Genomic DNA, 16493 nt, shown 5'->3' on the forward strand with positions numbered 1-16493 from the left:
CGGGGCCCGGGCGGTCAGAAGGCCATCGCCTCCACGTCGCAGTCGGCGCGGATGCCCCGGGCCGCCGCGACCGTGGCCGGGTGACTCGGGCTCAGGACGGTGCGCAACCGGGTCAGGGAGTCGTTGTGCAGCTCCTCGGCGGACCGGCCCTCACCGAGCGCGCGCAGATCCCCGGACAGATTGACCGCGCAGGCGAGCGTGGTGGGGTGGTCCTCGCCCAGCCGTGACCGGCAGGCCGCGAGCGTCTCGGTGTCCAGCTCCCGCGCCTCCTGGTAGTCCGCCAGCGTGTAGTGGTCGCTGGCCAGGTTGATCGCGCAGGCCAGGGCGATCGGGTGGTCCGCCCCCAGCCGCTCGACCAGCGCGGGCAGCGTCTCCTTGTTGAGCGCGAGTGCCGCCTCGGTCTCTCCCAGCAGCCGCAGGGTGACGGCCAGGTCGATGGCCGCGCTCAGCGTCACCGGGTGCCGGGGCCCGAGCGCGGACCGCATGTCGTCCACACACTTGGCGCCCAGCTCACGGGCGCCGTCGAGGTCGGCGGTCTGGCGCAGGTCCATGGACAGGTTCAGCGAGGTCGACGAGATGTGGAGATTGGGCTCGCTGTAGCGCAGCCGGTACCGCTCCAGGACCTCCCGGGTGATCTCCAGCGCCCCCTCGTGGTCACCCGCCTTGCGGCGGGCCACGGCGAGGTTGCGCAGGGCGACGACGCCGATCGGCGCGTTCTGCGGAAGCAGTCGGCGGACCCGGGCACAGGTCTGCTCCAGCATGGTGCGGGCGGCGACGTAGTCGCCGCTCTCCCGGACGTCGATCGAGAGATTGGACTCCAGCAGGATCGTCAGCAGCGAGTCCTCACCCAGGACGACCTCGGCGAGGTTGCGGGCGTTCTCGGCCACCTCCCGGGCGCGTGCGTAGTCCCCGGCGAAGCGCAGCGCCAGGGCGTAGTCGTTCGCGGCGGCGATGGTGTACGGGTCCTCGTCGCCGAACAGCCGGATGGTCCGCCGCCAGCGGTCCTCCTCCAGCTCCACGGAGCGCGCGTAATCCCCCTGGTAGCGGGCATCCTTGGCGACCGCCCCGATGGTGACCAGCGTGTTCTCGTGGTCGTCGCCGTCACGGGCACGCGTCAGCTCCAGCGTCCGGCTGTTCAGCTCCCGGGCCTGCTCGAACTGGCCGAGCAGGGTGAGGACATGGCCCAGCGTGCGGGAGATGGCGAGGGTCTCGGGATTGTCCTCGCCGAGCGAGGCCCGCCACTTCTCGCGTACCCGGCTGCCGAGTTCGAGGGCGCCCTCGTGGTCGCCCCAGACATGGAGGAAGCGGACCAGGTTCCGCACCATCTGCCGCACCCATTTGTCGTCGCAGTCCATCGCGCGGGACGCCCGGACGTGCGACAGCAGGTCCGTGTAGCGGCCCCAGTTGGCGGGCGCGACGTCATTGGGGTCGCCGTAGGCGAGCAGCACATGGGCGCTGTGCCGCATGTCGGCCTGCTGCTGCGGGGACATCTGGCCGATCAGCACCGCCTGCACCAGCCGGTGCAGTTCGATGGTGTTGTTCCGGTGATTGATCTTGATCAGGGCGTAGCGGTTGATCTCCCGGATCGCATGGCCGAGCTTGATCGGATCCTGGAGTACTTCCGACAGCTCGGGGGAGAGGGAAACACCCCGAATGCCCGAGAACAGCCGCCGGGAGATTGGCTCGGGAGCGAAGAAGGAGCACATCTGGAGCAGTTGCAGAGCGCCCGGATAGTGCTCCGCGAGGCGGCGCAGCGACATGTTCCAGGCGGCGGCGACCGGTTCGGGATAGTCGACCGGAACCCCGGCGGCCAGCAGTTCGTTGCGGCGGGTGCTCACGTCCGCCCGCTCGTCCTCGAAGACCTGGAGATACTCGTCGACCGGCATCCCCGTCTCGGTGAGCCACGCCGCCGCCTGCTCGATCGCCAGCGGCAGGTCGCCCAGGGTCTCGGCGATCCGGTCGGCCTGCTCGTTCGGCAGCTCAGGCCCCCGCCGCAGCAGCAGTTGGATGCTCTCCTCGCGCTCGAAGACGTCCACCTCGACGGTACGGGCGGCCCGCGACCACTGGGCGTTCCGCGAGGTCACCAGGATCCGGCCGGGGCCGCCCGCGGGGAAGAACGGCCGGACCGTCTCCAGTTCCTCCGCGTTGTCGAAGACCAGCAGCCAGTCGCGGCAGGGGCGCCCGGTGCGCAGCGCGTCCAGCACACTGGGCACGGCCGTGTTGGCCTCCATGCCCGCCTTCAGCCCGAGCCGGTCGGCGAGCTGTACCAGCGCCTGGCGGATCTGCTCCGGGTGCTCCGCCGGAATCCACCACACCGCGTCGTAGTCCGCGGCGTGCTGATGGACGTACTCCAGGGCGATCTGGGACTTCCCGACCCCGCCGAGACCGTGCAGTGTTTCGGGGAGCACGGCGGCCGTACCCTCGCTGCGCAGCCGCTCGTGGAGCGTGTCGAGCAGCGCTCGCCGTCCGGTGAAGTTGTTGTTCCGGGGCGGCACATTGCCCCAGATGGCCGGAGGTTCCCCGGCGCGGCGCTCCTCCACGGCGGGCAGGGACCGGGCAGCGGTCACGGACACGAAGGTTCCTCTCGAATGCTCCCCCGCCGTACCCGGCGTGCCGTGCGCCGGCGGGGATGGTGAATCGTCGGCTTGGGACGACGGACGGGCTCGGGGAGTCATGGAGTCAGTCACGGCAACCTCGGGGACCACATTTCCCCAGTTGGGTACGGATTCAAAGGGATTCGGACGGCTTTCGCCCGAGCGGGGGAGCGCTTGGCGCGCGAGGACAAGGGCGCGAAAGGAGCGCGCGCCTTCGAGATAGGGACCCGAAAGCGCCTGATAGACCTTTTCCTGAAGGCGGATGTACGGCATCAGGCGCTCGGTGTCGGGCAGGTCCCGTACCGGCCCCGAGGGATGGTTGAGCAGATCGCGCAGCAGATGCAGCGGCTTCCAGCGGTGGCCCAGCCGGTCCAGCACGCTGCGCAGGGTGTACAGCGACTCGTCCCGCAGTCCGGCGGACAGCAGCAGTTCCCGTACCCCGTCGTGGAATTCGTAGCCGATTCCGGTCTCGTCCAGTGGATCGGCGGTGCCGACCTTGCGTAACAGCCCGCCCAGCAGGATTTCGGCCAGATCGCCGGGGCTGCCCTCCGGCTGGTGGATTCCCTGGACGAACTCCATCACGGGAATGTTCAGCGGGGCCGCCGCGAGCCGTGCCGCCAGCCGGAAGGCGCTCGGCGAGGCGGCGGAGCGGAAGCGGAAGACCCGGTCCCAGGCGCTGGGTTCCGGTTCCGGATCCCAGGGCTCGGACGACGCCCCCGGCAGCAGCGCCAGCGTGTCATGGCCCCGGTCCGACGGACGACCCACCAGCCGCGCCCAGCTGCCCAGCCAGCGCGCGTCCAGCTCCAGCACCGGAACCGGTGGTTCGCCGCCCGGCCAGGAGCCGCCGTCGCCCGGCCACCAGGCGCCGTTGGGCGCGCCCGGCTCGGGGACCCGCACCCGGACCCGCTCCGGGGCGATCCCCGTGTGGTGCCAGCGGCCCTGACGCAGCACATGCAGCACGGCGACCGACGCGCGCCGGGCCCAGCGCCCCAGCGCGCGCTGCGCGCTCTCGTCGCCCCAGGCCGCGCCGATGCCGTCGGTGAGCACCAGCACAGCCCGCTTCCCGCGCGGCGCCATGCCGTCCACCGGGGAGCCCGGGCCGTCCGCGGGCAGCGGGAGGTCGGTGTTCATCCGGTGCACCCGGACGTCCCGGAAGGCACCCGTCCGCTCCAGCACGGTCACCAGCCGCGCCGCCGTACGCCGCCACACCACCATGGAGCTGCCGCAGTCCAGCACCAGGACCGCGTCCATCCAGCGCTCCCGCACCGGCGCGCACTCCGGCAGCCACAGCCCGTCGCGCGCCGCCCGCTCGGCCGTCGCCTCCTCGTCCAGCTCCAGCTCGACCGGCGAGGGCGCGGTGCGCTTGAGGGGGCGCAGTGCCCGGGAGACGGCGCGCTCGGCGACCAGCGGTCCGGCGGCGGCCGGGCGGGGCGCGGGCACCAGCACGTCGGTGACCAGCGCCGGTTCCGTCCCGGCCGGGTCCTCCGGCGCTTCGGGCACGTCGAGGAGTTCCACCGGCTGCGGCGCCGAGACGGCCGGTTCGGGCACCGGCTCGGGCCGCGGCCCGCCGCCCTCCTCCGGCGGTGGCTCAGGGGACCGGCCGTCCGCGCGCGGCGGGGTCTCGCCGTGCGGGGGCGCGGGCAGCGGGTCGGGCGCCGGCCGGCCGGGTCCGCGGTCCGTTTCGGCCTTGCAGACGGCCAGCCAGAAGGCATCGGCGAGCTGCTGCCAGTCGAGGTCCCGCGGGCCCTGCTCGCCGGACCCGCCGCCTGGATCGTGTGTCATGTCGAGCCTGCGGCGTCCAGCCGGTGCCAGACGGCGCGCAGTAGCTCCTCCCACTCGGGCCCCGGAGCCTCGGAACGGGCCGTCACCAGATACACCGCGTTGAGCAACTGGTCGGCGGCGAGCCCGCCTTCGTGCCTGCTGCGCTCCAGGAACATGTCGATGAGTTCCCGGGCGCGCGGGTCGTCCGCTCTGCCCAGGTGCGCGGCCACGATCGCGGCGAGCCGGTCGGCGTCCGGGTCGGGCAGCCGCAGCTGGAGACAGCGGCGCAGGAAAGCGGGCGGGAACTCCCGTTCCCCGTTGCTGGTGATGACGACCACGGGGAAGGCGCGGCAGCGCACCCGGCCCGAGGCGATGACGGTGCTGCGGTCGGGGTCGTCGGTGAGGACCGATACGGCCGGGCGCCGCCTGCGGATGCGCACCAGCTCGGGGATGGAGTACTCGCCGGCCTCGAAGATGTCGAGGAGGTCATTGGGAAGATCGATGTCGCTCTTGTCGAATTCGTCGATGAGCAGGACGCGGGGGAGGCGGTGCGGCAGCATCGCCGTGCCCAGCGGGCCGAGTTGGAGGAAGTCGCCGATGTCCTCCGGTCCCGGTTCGTGTCCGTCCTCCTCAGCCGCCTGTCCGGCCGCCGCGGCGTGCACACGGCCGACGGCATCGTAGCCGTAGAGACCCGACCGCAGGGTGGAACGCGTGGTGATCGGCCAACGCAGCACCCGGCCCAGGCCGAGTTCCCGGCTGATGCGGTACGCGAGCGTCGACTTGCCCGTGCCCGGGCGGCCGGTCACCAGCAGCGGGCGCCGCAGGATGAGCGCGGCGTTCACCACGTCCGCCTCCTCGGCCTCCGACCGCAGGCCGAGCGGGGTCGCGCCGAGCCTGCGGGCGGTGTCCTGGACGTCCTCCGGCGGCGCCGGGGGCTCGGTCGGCGGCTCGTCCGGGTCGGATAACGCGCCGTCGCCGTCGTAGCCGTCCGGCGGACTGGCCGATACCCCGCCGAAGGTGCGCCAGGGCGGCGGGGGCGGAAGGATGTCCTCCAGGCTGACGTCGTGCAGCGGGCGCCCGGTGCCCTGGTAGATCCACCAGGGGCGTGGAATGCCGGACGGCAGGGGACTGGAGGAGGAGCCTTCGCCACCCGGGATCCGTCCGTTGTGCCGCCGTGCAGGCTCTGCGTCGCTCATCGACTGGCCATCCCCTCGTCCGGCCCCGTCATGCGTCCTTGCGTCTCCACGGGCCGGGTCGGGTCGTCCCAGACGAGCACCACATGCTGCCCCGGGTGATGCTCCCGCTCCGCGGAGTCGATCGTATGGGCGTCCAGACGTAACTTTGTCACGGCTTCGCGGAGCCGTGCCAGGTCCCCGCTGGCCTCGTCCGGTTTTTGTCTCAAGTGCTGGACGATCGCCGGATCCCGGGTGGCCCGGCGGTCCCATGCCACCAGCGGGATTCCCGCCCGCCAGGCCGCCAGCGCCTCGTACGCGCCCTCCCCTGAGCCGCCCGGCGGCGAGCCCAGGACCAGCGCCACGACATGCGGATCCGCCTGGAGCCGGGCCAGTAGCGCGGCCGGGTCGCCGGAGCGCGGACTGTCCGGATCCTGGCCCTCGACGACGAGCTGCCGGGCCAGTTCGGGACGGCCCGTGAAGAGCTGCCAGCGCTGGTTCCACGGGCGGTGCCAGCGTCTGGTCTGGCTCCGCTCCAGGCTCCGCACCACCACCGGGTAGTCCATGCACAGCGGCGTCGCCATCGTGCTGTCCAGCTCCTTGCGCCATAAGTGCACCGGCAGATTCAGGTCATCGGGGCCCAGCAGGAACTCCAGATGGATGCACCGGGCGTCCTTCCACTCCTCCTCCGCCGCGTACACCAGCTCCTGCACCGCCCGTTCGGCGGTCGCTGCGGTGACCTGGGTGACCGGGCCGCGGGCCGGATGCCAGCCGCTCGGGTCGTACTGGTGCCAGGACGACAGCTCGTAACGCCCCGGTTCCTCCTGCGGCAGCAGCCGGATCACCAGGTACGCCTCGTCCGGCTCGGCCGGGGCGGCGTGCCCGACCTGCTGGCGCAGCGAACGCAACTGCGAGGTCAGGTCCAGCTCCCGGGCCTGCTCATCGGCCCACGCCCGCAGCGCGTCGGCCTTCCGCAGCGGCTGGGCCGACGCCGCCAGGTACTCCACCAGGGCCAGCCCCGGCGGCAGCCCGTCCGGCCGCGCGTTCATCCGGCTCAGCTCCTGGAACGCGTGCCAGGGGCCGGTGACCGCAGGGACGTCCTGGAGCGGACCCGCCGCGGCACGGCACAGCTGGGCCAGATGCCCGATCTCCAGATCCTCCAGCAGCGACCGCAGCCCGCCGGTGGCCGGTGATGACAGCGCCGGACGGGCCGTCATCTCCTCCACGACCGAATCGAGGTGCTCCATGGCGTCCGTGCCCGGCGCCAGCACCGCGAGCGAGGCGCGCAGCGCGCGCATCATCCGCACGTTCTCCAGACACTCCCGGGCCAGCTCCACCAGGAAGTAGTCGGTCATGCGGTGGCCGCGCACCGGGACGGACGTGGTCTCCAGCTCCATGGCGACCAGGTCCAGACAGAGCGCGCGCGAATCCGGATCCGTCAGACAGCGGAACTCCTTCAATGCCGACACCAAATGGTTGACCGATTTGAGGCCGCCTTCCCGCATGGCCGCCATGCCGTGCCTCCCCCGTACCGCATCACCGGTCCCCGCCGCCGATGATCCCGCCGGAGACCCTGCCACAGGCAAGCGCCGCCCGCGCGGACTCCGGACAACTTGTATGCCCCGCACGCCCCCGGTGACACCCTTTCCGCCCCCGGCTCAGCCCAGGTCCAAATCCTCGATCCGGCGCGCGAGTTCGGCCGCGGCCGGGTCGTCGGGGGCCAGGACGCCCAGTACGGACACCAGCTCGCCCAGCGCCCGGTACGCCTCGCACGTACGCAGCAGGGCCAGGGCCTCCGCGCGGCTCGCCGACTGCCGTCCGACCGCGGTGCCGACGGTGGGCAGCTCGTCGAGCAGCTGCTGCCAGCGGGCGGGGGAGGAGAGGCCGGGGATCTCCAGCAACAGGTCGGCGAGGCCGCCGAGTTCGAGGATGCCGAGTTTGCGGCGCCGCCGGGTGGGGGTGGTGTGCGCCGCTTCCGCGCCGGGCGCCGCCTTCGCGGTGTGCGCCGCCTCAGGGCCGGGTGCCGTCTCCGCGCCGGGGAGGCGGTCGATCAGCGCGAAGGCGAAGGCGGCCGCGTGCCGGGAGGCGACCGGCTGCCAGTGCTCGTCGTGTGCCGTGCCCTTGTCGCCCAGCAGATCGGAGATGCCCCGGATCACCAGCGCGTCGAGCTGCTGGTTGACGTACGCGCCCGCCAGGAAGCCGAAGCCCTCCATGTCCACCGCGACCGCGTCCCCGGCGACGGCTGCGAGCCGGAGGCCGACGTCGGAGCGTTCGTGCCCCACCACCCGGCCACCCGCCGCGATCGGTTTGACATGGGCGCGCGGGTACGACCCGGCGGCACCGCCCGGCAGGACGCGGCGCTGCCAGTCGTCGGCCGCGGCGACGTTACGGGCCAGCTGGGCCAGCCCGTAGGCGGGCTGATGGGTCTTCTGCCGGGGCAGGAACCCCGACTCGGTGTCCTTGCCGGTCTCGTAGTCGTACACCGCGTCGGCGGCCACCACATCGCCCAGCGCGACATCCTTGACGCCGCCCGCCACCCCGACGAACAGCACGGCCCGCGGCGCGAACAACGCCGCCGCCCGCTCGACCAGCGCCGCCGCGCCAGGGTTTCCCGGGCCCGTCATATGGATCGCCACCCGACGGCCGCCGGGCCGGGCCCCGGAGCGGAAGACGCCCGTCTCGAACAGGGAGCCGCGCTCCGCGCGGACCGGGCGCGGATCGTCCAGATGCGCCCGTACGGCCCGGTACTCGATCTCCAGCGCGGTCAGCACGACGACGTCCGCCCGCCCCGTGCCCCCGGTGTCGCCAGCCCCCATGGTTCCCCCTCGAACGACATGAACACGACGTGTGCCGGAAAACCCTACTGGCCGTCAGCTCCGTAGTTCATGGTCCATGCCCAGCGCGCGGAGTTTGCGGTACAGGGTGGCCCGGCCGATGCCCAGGGCCTCGGCCGCGCGCGCCTTGTTGTCGCCGTGGCGGCGCAGCGCCTCCAGGATCGCGGTGCGTTCGGCCCGTTCCATCCCGCTGAGCCGCCGCGCGGCGGGCGGCACCCGCAGGCCCGGCGGCAGTTCCCCGCGCCGCACCGGGCCGGTGGCGCGGCGGTGCTCGGCCACCTCCCGCACCACATGGGCCAGTTCGGCGACATTGCCGGGCCAGCTGTGCTGTTCGAGGGCGCGGCGCGCGTCGAGGCTCCAGGACAGCGGCGGGCAGCCGGGGGAGGGGCGCCCGGCGAGCCCCGGCAGCAGCTCGGGGATGTCCTCGACGCGCTCGCGCAGCGGCGGCAGGGCGACGGACCGGGCGGTGAGCAGATCCAGCAGCCGCCGCAGACACGGGCCGACCCGGGTGCCGGGGGTGTGGGTCGCCGTCAGCGGTACGTCGGGCCGCCGCGCCAGCAGCGAGAGCAGGGCGGCGACATCGGGCTGGTCCAGCCGCTCGGCGTGGAGCAGGAGCAGCGGAGGCACGGCGTCCCCCTCCGCCCGTGCGCCGTCCCCTTCCGCCAGCGCGTGGCACCAGCGCGGTACGTCACCGGGCGCGCCCTCTGCGGCGTCCACCACCAGGGGCGCGGGGGCGCCGCGCCGGGCGAACAGGGCACGGGCGAGCGCGGACTTGCCCACGCCCGCCTCCCCGGTCAGCAGCAGCGGCTCCGCCGCCCTGGCCAGCCCGGTCGCCCGCGCGACGGCCACCCGCCACGGGCCGGACGTACCGGCCAGCCCCGGCAGCCGTTCCCCGGTGTCGTCGCGCCCAGCCGTACGCGCCTCGGACGCCGTACGCGCCGTCGGCGCCTCACCGGCCGCCGGGTCCGGGCGGGCCACCGCCACCGCCCCGATGACCTCGTCCTCGTGCACGACCGGTGTCATACGGACGACGAGCCCAGCCCCGTCCGGCACCGGGAACTCCCGCGTCCGCCGCCCTTCCGCCGCACCCGCGTCCCGCAGCAGCGCCGTGGCCCGGCGCTCCAGCCGGGTCAGCGTCTCGTCCGACAGCAGCCGCGCCGCCCCGGAGCTGACGATGCGGCTGCTCCCGTCGAGCGCCACCACCGCGGGCCCCTCCTCCCTGAGGCAGGCGTCCAGCAGCAGCCGCTCCGGGGGCCGGGCCCGGTCCAGCAGCTCCGACTCGACCGCGTGACCGACGGCCTCGGCGAGCGCCGCGCCCGGATGGGGCGCGCGGTCCTCCCGCAGCGGCGTCAGCGCCGTGACGGTCCCGGCCGGGCGGGCCGCGCCCGGCTCGTACACCGGGACGCTCACCGCCGACAGCTCCTGCCACAGGTCCAGCACGTGTTCCGGGCCGTGCACCTCCGCCCGGCGTCCGAGGCGCAGCGCGAGCACCGCGCTGTTGTGCCCCACCGCCCGCTCCGACAGATCGCGGCCCGCCCCGGGCGCCGACCTGCCGCCCGACCACAGCACCCGGCAGCGGGAGTCGGTGAGCAGCAGCGCCGTGTCACCGCCGGTCAGGGTGGGCAGGATGCGGGCCAGCACCGGGCGCGCCGCGGCCAGCAGCGGGGAGTGAGCGGGTACGGGGGCGGTAGGCGGCGTCAGATCCCGCCGTACGCCGAGGAACCGGGCCCGCCGCCACGCCTCGGCCAGCTCGTCGGGGATGTCCTCGCCCGGCGGCCGCCCGCCGAGGAACCGTTCACGGGCCCGCCGTACCGGGGCGAGGGCCGGGGCGGCCGGGGTGTCGTCGATGCTCGTCACAGGGACCTCACCGTATACGGCCCGGGTGTCTCGTATTGAGACACCTCCGCCGCCCCCTCCTGGATCAAGATCATCAACACGCGGGCCGGTCGCGGGGACCGGCCACCAGGAGAGGAGCCGTGCGCACGTGGACACCGTCGAGACCGACGTACTGGTCGTCGGGAGCGGCCCGGCCGGGGCCGCGACGGCGCTCGCCCTGAGCACCTACGGCGTGCCCAACATCGTCGTCACCCGGTACGGACACCTCGCGGACACGCCCCGCGCGCACATCACCAACCAGCGCACCATGGAGGTGCTGCGCGACCTCGGCGTCGAGGAGCGGGTACGGGACCTGGCCACCCCGCAGCACCTCATGGGGAACACCGTCTTCTGCACCAGCCTCGCGGGCGAGGAGCTGGGGCGGCTGCGCTCCTGGGGCAACGATCCGCGCGTACAGGCCGAACACGAACTGGCCGGGCCGAGCCCCATGTGCGACATGCCGCAGCACCTCATGGAACCCATCCTGGTGGACGCCGCCGTCGCCCGGGGCACCGCGCTGCGCTTCGACACCGAATACCTCGCGCACGAGCAGGACGCCGACGGCGTCACCGCGACCGTAAGGGACCGGCTGCGCGGCGACACCTACCGCATCCGGGCCCGCTACCTGGTCGGCGCGGACGGCGGGCGCAGCCGCGTCGCCGAGAACGCCGGGCTGCCCACCGTCGGGCGGATGGGCGTCGCGGGCAGCCTCAACATCGTCTTCGAGGCGGACCTGACCGCCCTCACCGCCCACCGCCCCTCCACCCTCTACTGGGTGCTCGCCCCCGGCGCCACCGTCGGCGGCATCGGCGCCGGGCTGGTGCGCTGCGTACGCCCGTGGACCGAGTGGATGGTGGTGTGGGGGTACGACCTGGCGGCCGGTCCGCCGGACCTCACCGAGGAGTACGCGCTGTCCGTGGTGCGGCAACTGCTCGGCGACGACGACATCCCGGTGCGCATCACCTCGACCTCGGCGTGGACCGTCAACCACCTCCACGCCGAGACCTACGCCGACCGGCGGGTGCTGTGCGCGGGCGACGCCGTCCACCGCCACCCGCCGTCCAACGGCCTCGGCTCCAACACCTCCGTCCAGGACGCCTACAACCTCGCCTGGAAGCTGCGCCACGTCCTCGACGGCACCGCCGCGCCCGCCCTCCTGGACACCTACTCCGCCGAGCGGGCCCCGGTCGGACGGCAGACCGTGGAACGCGCCAACAAGAGCATCGGCGAGACCGCGCCGGTCTTCGAGGCGCTGAACGTGCTGTCCACCGCCGACCCCGAGCAGATGTGGCGCAACGTCGCCGCGCGCAAGGACGCCACCGCCGAGGCCGAGAAGCAGCGGCAGCGGCTGCGCGAGGCCATCGCCGCCAAGGTGTACGAGTTCAACGCGCACGGCGTGGAGATGAACCAGCGGTACGCGTCGGCCGCCGTCGTCCCCGACGGCACCCCCGACCCCGGCTTCGCCCGCGATCCGGAGCTGTACCACCAGCCCTCCACCCGCCCCGGCGCCAAGCTGCCGCACGCCTGGGTCACCCGCGGCCGCGACCGCGTCTCGACCCTCGACCTCGGCGGCCACGGCCGGTTCACCCTCTTCACCGGCATCGGCGGGGACGGCTGGCGGCAGGCGGCCGAGGCCGCGCGGCGCGAGCTGGGTGTCGACATCGCCACCGTCGTCATCGGGCCCGGCCAGGAGTACGAGGACCCCTACGGCGACTGGGCGGCACTGCGCGAAACCGGGGACGGCGGCGCCCTGCTGGCCCGCCCCGACAACTACATCGGTTTCCGCCACGCCACGGCCGCACCGGACGCGGCGGACTTGCTGACCGGCGCACTGAGGCAGATCCTCGGACATGCGCGCTCGCCACAAGGCGCGTGAGGCGGAAGGGAAGGAAGAGGCATGGCCACCGACTTCACCGAGGGCACCGCGACCGAGGCCGTCACCGACAGCTTCGCCGCGACCCCCGATCCACGGCTGCGCACACTCCTCACCTCCCTCACACGACATCTGCACGACTTCGTCCGCGAGACCGAGCCCACCCCGGAGGAGTGGGAGGCGGCGATCGGTTTCCTCACCGAGACCGGCCACCACTGCACCGACACCCGGCAGGAGTTCATCCTGCTCTCCGACGTGCTCGGAATCTCCATGCTGATCGAGACGATCAACGGACGCGGGGCGGAGGGAGCCACCGAACCGACCGTTCTGGGCCCCTTTCACCTGACCGGATCGCCGCGCCGCGAACTCGGCGACACCATCGACCTGGTGGGCACCGGCGAGCCCTGCGTCGTCCAAGGCCGGGTGACCGGCACCGACGGCAGCCCGCTGCCCGGCGCAGTGCTGGACATCTGGCAGGCCAATGACCAGGGCTTCTACGATGTGCAGCAGCCGGGCGTACAGCCGGAGGGCAACGGGCGCGGGCTGTTCACCGCCGACGCCGAGGGCCGCTTCTGGTTCCGTACGTGCGTACCGAGCCCGTACCCCATCCCCACCGACGGGCCGGTCGGCGCCCTGCTGCGCGCCACCGGGCGACATCCGTACCGGCCCGCGCACATCCACGTCATCGCCGGGGCCACCGGCCACGCCACCCTGACCACCCATGTCTTCGTGGCGGGCAGCCCCTATGCCGAGTCCGACGCGGTGTTCGCGGTCAAGCGGAGCCTGGTGCAGGACTTCACCCTGGTCGACGACGAGGGTCTCGCCACCCGTTACGGTGTCAGCACCCCCTTTCGTCTCACCGTCTTCGACCTCGTGTTGTCGCCCACCTCCTCATGAGCGTTTCCTGAGCGGTCTCATGAGCGGTGCGAACGAGGCCGAGGCCGTTGGTCGATACAACCACCCCTGATGGGTGCCGTCCCCCAGCGCCCTCCATCATGGGGAGACCCCGTTACCGAGAGAAGCCTTAGAGAGATGACTGCAACACCCCTCGCACTGCTCCGGCGCATGCGCCCCAAGCGCCAGAACCGTGGATCGGGTCTCCGCCTCCCCATGCCCATCGGCGCCGGCGCCTTCAGCTGCGAGGTGCTGGACCCCGTCGGCCAGCCGCTGGGCGGTGTCGAGGTCACCATCACCGCGACCCGCGGCGCGGCCAAGCAGGCGGTCAAGGCCACCACCGACCCCCACGGGCTGTTCGTCGCCACCCTGGAGCCGGGCGAGTACTCCGTCCTGTTCACCGGCAGCGGCCTGAACCCCCATCGCCTCACCGCCGACATCAGGCCGGGCCAGTGCACCGAGCCCCAGCACATCCAGATGGAGGCCTCGCAGCAGCTCGAACTCCCCCCGCCCGGCACCTGGCTGTTCGACCCCCCGCACACCGCCATCCGGTTCATCGCCCGCCACGTCGGCATGGCCAACGTGCACGGCCGCTTCACCCGTTTCCGGGGCGGCATCCACGTCGCCGAGCGCATGGAGGACTCCCGCATCGAGGTCCTCATCGACGCCTCCAGCATCTCCACCGGCAACAACACCCGGGACAACCACCTGCGCTCGGCGGACTTCCTCGACGTCGAGAACTACCCGGACCTGCACTTCGTCAGCAACCGCTTCACCTGGCGCAGCGGTGCGAAGTGGAGCATCCAGGGGCCCCTGACGCTGCACGGCGTCAGCCGCTCCGTCACCCTCGACACCACCTACCTCGGCGCGGTAAACGGCGGATACGACCAGGAGCTGCGCTGCGCGGCCCGCGCCACCGCCGAACTCCACCGCGAGGACTACACGCTGAACTGGCACAACATGCTCGCCCGCGGCATCGCGGTCGTGGGCCCGACGGTCAAGCTGGAGCTGGACATCCAGGCGATGTACCGCAACCACGAGACCCCGACCCCGCCGGAGTAGCCCCACGGGCCATCACACGACGGGGCGCGCCGGTGCGGCGCGCCCCGTCGCCGTGTCACCGGTAGAAGACGGCGACCCCGCCGTGATGCGAGCAGGCGCCCTGATGGTGCGCGGCGTACGAAAGCGTCCCGTCCTCGCACTTGGCCGTGGCGCCACTCGCCGCCCCTGAGGACGAACCCCCGGACGACGACCCGGACCCCGATCCGGACCCGGACCCCGATCCAGAGCCCGTCCCCGACCCGCCCGTCGACGTGTCGGCGGGCGCCTCGGCGCTCCTCGTCACCTTCGGCTTCGGCGTGGCACTGGGCTTGGGCTTGGCCGTGACGGTCTTCGTGACCGTCACGGTCGGCGTCGGCTCGGCCTTGTGCTTGATCTGGGCGGGCTTCGCGGTGACCGTCACGGTCACCGTGGGCGCGGGCTTGGCCCGGCCCGCCGCCTTGGCGTCCTCCCCATCCGCTCCTCCCATGCCCATGCCGACGAACAGCAGCGTGGCCGCGGCCGGTATGGCCACGCGCTTGCGGGCCCATCTCGGCCGACGGGGCGTCGGACCCGGAGGCGGCGGTGTTGGGCGGTTATTCCAGGACATGGTCCCCCCTTGAGTGAAACTCGAGGAGCTGACCATAACTGCGGTAATTGAAAAGTGAAAAGTTTGTGTGTGGTCCGTGGTCAAGTTGTGATCCGGACGCCGCCGATTGGTCACCGGGCGCCTCCGGTTTCGGTACGGCCGCGGGCGTCGTCCGCGCGGTAGAAGCGGTCGAAGACACGGGCGGCCTGCTCCCGGGACATCCCCGGTCCCTCGTCGTGGAGTTCCAGCACCGCCAGGCCGTCCTGGACGCCGACGCCGACGCCGACGCCGATCCGTACCGGGGTGCCGGGCGGGGTGTGGGCCACCGCGTTGCCGACGAGGTTGGAGGTCACCTGGCGCAGTCTCGCCTCGTCGCCGAGTACCGGCGCGCCACCCGGCGGGCCGCGGCCGGGGCCGGTGAGGGTGACGGGGCGTCGTGGGTCCAGCGCGTGGAGGTCGTGGAGGGCGTCGGTGGCCAGGGTGCGCAGGTCCATGGGGCTGAGGTGGAGCGGGAGGTCCGCGGCGGCGGTGGGTTCGTCGAGGCGGGCGAGCAGCAGCAGGTCCTCGACCAGCCGGACCAGCCGGGCCGCTTCCCGTTCGATGCGGCTCATCGCGGCGTCGACATGGGCGCGTTCGGGCATGCCGCCCATACGGCCGTCCGGCGCGTCGAGCCGTACGGCGATCACCCGCCACTCTTCGCCGCCGTCGGCGGCGGGGACTTCGAAGGGGCGGCGGTCGCGTTCGCGGATCGCCGCCGCATCGAGCGGGGGCAGCGCGGGGGCACTGTGCACGGACGGCCGGACGACCCGCCGTACGTGGCCGTCCGGGCCGAGGTAGGCGAGGTAGACATCGCCGGTCAGCTGCTGCTCCACGGTGTCGCGCACCTGCGGTGCCCGTGCCTCACCGACCTCTCCGACGTGGCGGGCGGCGGTGCGGAGCCGGTCGTCCAGCTGGTGCACCAGGTCCCGCTGGAGCAGGGTGATGACCAGGGCGTTGCTGCCGAGCAGGGCGACCACGAGGAGGAGCAGGCAGATCGTCAGCAGTCGGCCGCGCAGCGAGAGTCTGCCGCGCGGCCCGCGCGCCGGGCCTCCGCTCACTGCCGTGGCCTGCGCAGTACGTAGCCGGTGCCGTGGACCGTATGGATCAGCTTCGGCTCGGCCGGGTCCACCTTGCGCCGCAGATAGCTGATGTAGGAGGCGACGATGCTGTCGTCGCCGCCGAAGTCGTACTGCCAGACCAGCTGGAGGAGCTGGGCCTTGGACAGGACGTGTCCGGCGTTCTCCATCAGCACGCGCAGCAGGTCGAACTCGGTGGGGGAGAGCCGCACGGGGCGTCCGTCCCGGCTCACCTGACGGCTGTCGGGGTCCAGCTCCAGGGGGCCGACGACCAGCCGCCCGTCCGGCTGGCGGCCGTTGGTGCGGCGCAGGATGGCCTGGATGCGCAGGACCAGTTCCTCCAGGTTGAACGGCTTGGTGACGTAGTCGTCCCCGCCCGCCCTGAGCCCGCTGATCCTGTCCTCGGGTGCGTCGCGGGCGGTGAGGAACAACACCGGTGGATGTTCCTCCGTCGCGGAGGGACGCTGCCCATCGCTTCACGCTGATCCGCCGTTCTGCGAGAGATCTGCGCAAGGCTGGGAGTGTTCTGCGAACCGGGGGTTCCGCCCGAGGGAAACCGGCAGGTCGCGGCGGCCGGTCGGTCGGCGGCTCACAGAAACTCACAGAGAATGGCCGCCCTGCCGCCTAGGAGTAGTCGATCAATAACCGCGAGCAACCGATAGAGCGCCTCATTGGCACAGGTCACGGCTGTCCTGCGCTGTGAGCGGCGTTTACGGTGGGGCTCGTGACGCTGAGCGCGAGATCCCTG

The 16493-nt window shown here is 72.8% G+C and carries 10 protein-coding genes and 1 pseudogene; 3 read left to right on the forward strand and 8 right to left on the reverse strand.

From position 1 onward, the window contains the following. Positions 1 to 14: 14 nt before the first annotated feature. The 5 genes from fxsT to ACH4TL_RS19205 all read right to left on the reverse strand — a co-directional run bounded on the left by fxsT (position 15) and on the right by ACH4TL_RS19205 (position 10218). Positions 15 to 4376 (reverse strand): FxSxx-COOH system tetratricopeptide repeat protein, encoded by a 4362-nt coding sequence (fxsT, locus tag ACH4TL_RS19185; protein ID WP_398315545.1) that lies wholly within the window; start codon positions 4374 to 4376, stop codon positions 15 to 17. After that, positions 4373 to 5551, reverse strand: coding sequence for an AAA family ATPase (locus tag ACH4TL_RS19190; protein WP_398315547.1), 1179 nt, complete (start codon positions 5549 to 5551; stop codon positions 4373 to 4375). The genes fxsT and ACH4TL_RS19190 overlap by 4 nt, the downstream gene beginning before the upstream one ends. Then, complete coding sequence (locus ACH4TL_RS19195) at positions 5548 to 7041, reverse strand: hypothetical protein (protein WP_398315549.1); 1494 nt, start codon at positions 7039 to 7041, stop codon at positions 5548 to 5550. The genes ACH4TL_RS19190 and ACH4TL_RS19195 overlap by 4 nt, the downstream gene beginning before the upstream one ends. A gap of 144 nt (positions 7042 to 7185) precedes the next feature. Next, positions 7186 to 8343, reverse strand: a complete 1158-nt coding sequence (locus ACH4TL_RS19200; protein ID WP_398315551.1) for a hypothetical protein — start codon at positions 8341 to 8343, stop codon at positions 7186 to 7188. 54 nt (positions 8344 to 8397) lie between these two features. Then, the gene (locus ACH4TL_RS19205) at positions 8398 to 10218 is read right to left on the reverse strand and encodes a sigma-54-dependent Fis family transcriptional regulator (protein ID WP_398315553.1); all 1821 of its coding nucleotides are present in this window, start codon (positions 10216 to 10218) and stop codon (positions 8398 to 8400) included. Between the two features lie 127 nt (positions 10219 to 10345). Between ACH4TL_RS19205 and ACH4TL_RS19210 the strand changes: the two genes are divergently transcribed. The 3 genes from ACH4TL_RS19210 (at position 10346) to ACH4TL_RS19220 (ending at position 14065) form a co-directional block, all read left to right on the forward strand. Further along, a complete protein-coding gene (locus ACH4TL_RS19210; protein WP_398315555.1) occupies positions 10346 to 12112 on the forward strand; it encodes an FAD-dependent oxidoreductase in 1767 nt (588 codons plus the stop codon). A 21-nt stretch (positions 12113 to 12133) separates the two neighbouring features. Continuing rightward, a complete protein-coding gene (locus tag ACH4TL_RS19215) occupies positions 12134 to 13006 on the forward strand; it encodes a dioxygenase (protein WP_398315557.1) in 873 nt (290 codons plus the stop codon). 135 nt (positions 13007 to 13141) lie between these two features. Next, positions 13142 to 14065: a YceI family protein gene (locus ACH4TL_RS19220; protein ID WP_398315559.1), complete on the forward strand. Its 924-nt coding sequence runs from the start codon at positions 13142 to 13144 to the stop codon at positions 14063 to 14065. A 55-nt stretch (positions 14066 to 14120) separates the two neighbouring features. Here the strand turns inward: ACH4TL_RS19220 and ACH4TL_RS19225 are convergent, their stop codons facing one another. From ACH4TL_RS19225 to ACH4TL_RS19235, 3 genes and pseudogenes are all read right to left on the reverse strand, one after another. Beyond that, a complete protein-coding gene (locus ACH4TL_RS19225; RefSeq protein WP_398315561.1) occupies positions 14121 to 14576 on the reverse strand; it encodes a DUF3761 domain-containing protein in 456 nt (151 codons plus the stop codon). Between the two features lie 185 nt (positions 14577 to 14761). Beyond that, on the reverse strand, positions 14762 to 15727 hold the full coding sequence (locus ACH4TL_RS19230; RefSeq protein WP_398315563.1) for a sensor histidine kinase: 966 nt from the start codon (positions 15725 to 15727) through the stop codon (positions 14762 to 14764). Further along, positions 15724 to 16209: pseudogene (locus tag ACH4TL_RS19235) on the reverse strand (response regulator transcription factor); the annotation flags it as partial. The gene ACH4TL_RS19230 and the pseudogene ACH4TL_RS19235, both read right to left, overlap by 4 nt. Positions 16210 to 16493 lie beyond the last annotated feature (284 nt).

The sequence above is a fragment of the Streptomyces sp. NPDC021115 genome (assembly GCF_044333065.1).
GTDB lineage: Bacteria > Actinomycetota > Actinomycetes > Streptomycetales > Streptomycetaceae > Streptomyces.

Coding starts and splice junctions, on each gene's coding strand:
- fxsT (WP_398315545.1), bottom strand. CDS start 4,376: ATGACACACGATCCAGGCGGCGGGTCCGGCGAGCAGGGCCCGCGGGAC.
- ACH4TL_RS19190 (WP_398315547.1), bottom strand. CDS start 5,551: ATGAGCGACGCAGAGCCTGCACGGCGGCACAACGGACGGATCCCGGGT.
- ACH4TL_RS19195 (WP_398315549.1), bottom strand. CDS start 7,041: ATGGCGGCCATGCGGGAAGGCGGCCTCAAATCGGTCAACCATTTGGTG.
- ACH4TL_RS19200 (WP_398315551.1), bottom strand. CDS start 8,343: ATGGGGGCTGGCGACACCGGGGGCACGGGGCGGGCGGACGTCGTCGTG.
- ACH4TL_RS19215 (WP_398315557.1), top strand. CDS start 12,134: ATGGCCACCGACTTCACCGAGGGCACCGCGACCGAGGCCGTCACCGAC.
- ACH4TL_RS19220 (WP_398315559.1), top strand. CDS start 13,142: ATGACTGCAACACCCCTCGCACTGCTCCGGCGCATGCGCCCCAAGCGC.